3 protein-coding genes are annotated in these 2,221 nt (G+C 72.5%); 1 reads left to right on the top strand and 2 read right to left on the bottom strand.

Annotation, left to right across the window (positions count from 1 at the left end; all coding sequences use genetic code 11):
- Positions 1-208 precede the first annotated feature (208 nt).
- Together HUW36_RS31365 and HUW36_RS31360 are read right to left on the bottom strand one after the other, a co-directional pair.
- Positions 209-976 (bottom strand): polyprenol monophosphomannose synthase, encoded by a 768-nt coding sequence (locus HUW36_RS31365; RefSeq protein ID WP_174531384.1) that lies wholly within the window; start codon positions 974-976, stop codon positions 209-211.
- 90 nt (positions 977-1,066) lie between these two features.
- The gene (locus HUW36_RS31360) at positions 1,067-1,513 is read right to left on the bottom strand and encodes an SRPBCC family protein (RefSeq protein ID WP_174531383.1); all 447 of its coding nucleotides are present in this window, start codon (positions 1,511-1,513) and stop codon (positions 1,067-1,069) included.
- 180 nt (positions 1,514-1,693) lie between these two features.
- On the opposite strand from HUW36_RS31360, the gene HUW36_RS31355 reads away from it, so the two are divergent.
- On the top strand, positions 1,694-2,221 hold a 528-nt coding region (locus tag HUW36_RS31355; protein ID WP_174531382.1), incomplete at its 3' end, for a D-glycero-alpha-D-manno-heptose-1,7-bisphosphate 7-phosphatase.

Raw genomic sequence — 2,221 nt, 5'->3', positions numbered from 1 at the left:
GTGGCGCCCCTCGGCTCGCGTGCGCCGCGCCGGCTCGGCGGGCACCGCCCCGGCCTGACGAGCCCCTCCTGGGCTGGTCGCGCCTCGTCCCGGCGGTGGAGCGCCGGCCGGCGGCGCGGGCGTCGGTACGGCTCAGACAGGAAGATGCACGCTGTGTCATGGCGACGCAGCGTGCATGCTTCGGCGAGCGGACAGAACGGAGGTCAGGTCAGGAGTCGAGGTTGCGGTGCCGGCTGCGCAGCTTGAACGGCATCAGCGCACTCTCGATCTTGGTGGCGGTGGTCATCTTCGAGTCGCCCTCGCGGCGCTCCTCGAAGCGGATCGGCACCTCCAGGATGGTGTGGCCGAGCTTGGTGGCCAGGTAGTGCATCTCCACCTGGAAGCTGTAGCCGTTGGACTGCACCCGGTCCAGCCCGATGGCGCGCAGCGCGTCGGCCCGCCAGATCTTGAAGCCGGCGGTCAGGTCCCGGATCCGCACCCGCAGCAGGGTGTGCACGTAGAGGTTCGCCCAGCCGCTGAGCGCGCGGCGGTAGAGCGGCCAGTTCTCGTCCAGCTCGCCGCCGGGCACGTAGCGGGAGCCGATGACCACGGCCGCCTGGGTGGAGAGCAACGCGCCGAGCATGCCGGGCAGCGCCTCCGGCGGGTGCGACAGGTCGGCGTCCATCTGGGCGACGAACTCCGCGCCGTCGTCGATCGCGCGGGTGATCCCGTCCACGTACGCCCGGCCGAGGCCCTCCTTGCCGGGGCGGTGCACCACCATCACCCGGTCGGGGTGCTCGATGGCCAGCTTGTCGGCCACCTCACCGGTGCCGTCGGGGGAGTTGTCGTCCGCGACGAGCACCTTCAGCCCCGGCAGCGGCAGCGCGAGGAGGCGCTCGACCAGCACCGGGAGGTTGCCCGCCTCGTTGTAGGTCGGAACGACGACGGTCAGGCGCGCGTCCGCCCACGGCGCGGGCAACTGCACGGGTTCGATCATCACGGACTTCCTCGGTCGGCCGACAGGTTCACCAGAGAGGGTAGCCAGTCCGCCTGACGGGGTCCGCACAGACGCCCCGCGACCGCACGATCACCGGTCCGGCTTCTGTCGCGTGGCGATGTCCGACAGCCGGGCCAGCGTCTCCTTGTTCCTCAGGTGCAGCACCAGATCGTTGAGCTTGGTGCGGACCCAGCGCAGCGGACCGGCGGCGAAGTCCTCGCCGATCGTCACCCGGGTACGCCCGTCGTCCAGTGGCTCCAGGACGAATGCCACGATCGCCTCACCCGCCGGCCACAGCCCGGCCCGCAGCACGAGCCGGTGCGGCGCGTGGCACTCCAGCACCGTGGACGCGTCCTGCAACGAGAAGGGCCAGGGGCCGGCCCGGTGGTGCAACCGACTGCCGACTCGCGGCCAGTCGTCGTCCACGTCCCGGACGTGCGCGGTCCCGACCACCCAGTCGCTGTACGTCCACCCGTCGGCGAGCACCTCGAAGACCTGGTCCGGGGGTGCGTCGATCACTCTTTCCACAACTGCCACCACTCTCCGGTACCCCCAGCGGGTCCGCCGCTAACGGCGGACGGGTTAGCTTCTCCGGGGCGGCGGGTATCGCCGCAGCGGGCCGGGCGTGGTAGGCGTGGACCGGCCCGTGCGGCGCCGGCGGGGTGGGCTCCGCCGAAGGTGACGTTTACTCCTCGGGGCCTCGGGAACCCGCCGCCCGTGCGACCGGACCACGAGCGGGATCAGTGCAGGTCAGCCGGGGTTGGCCCGGGTTCTGGCCGGCGCTCGTCCGGCCTGTACGACGCGGTGCTGCTCGATCGGGACGGCACGCTTGTCGAGGACGTGCCGTACAACGGGGATCCGGAGAAGGTGCGGCCGGTGCCGGGGGCGCGGGAGGCGTTGGACCGGTTGCGGGCGGCCGGGTTGCGGTTGGCCGTGGTGACCAACCAGTCGGGGTTGGCGCGGGGGTACTTCACCGCCGAGGACATGCGTCGGGTCCACGCCCGGGTCGAGGAGCTGCTCGGCCCGTTCGACCACTGGGCCATCTGCCCGCACGACGACGGAGATGGCTGCGTCTGTCGCAAGCCCGCACCGGGACTGGTGCACGAGGCGGCCGGCGCGCTCGGCACCGTCGCCACCCGCTGCGTGGTGGTCGGCGACATCGGGCGGGACATGACGGCGGCGCTGGCCGCCGGCGCCGCCGGCGTGCTGGTGCCCACAGCGGTCACCCGGCCCGAGGAGGTGGCC

Source organism: Micromonospora maritima, from assembly GCF_902825405.1.
Taxonomy (GTDB): Bacteria; Actinomycetota; Actinomycetes; order Mycobacteriales; family Micromonosporaceae; genus Micromonospora; species Micromonospora maritima.
This window is presented reverse-complemented; position numbering and strand designations above follow the sequence as displayed.

What these genes read in the sequence shown, in the direction of transcription:
- HUW36_RS31365 (WP_174531384.1), bottom strand. Translation starts at nt 976, where the DNA reads ATGATCGAACCCGTGCAGTTGCCCGCGCCGTGGGCGGACGCGCGCCTG.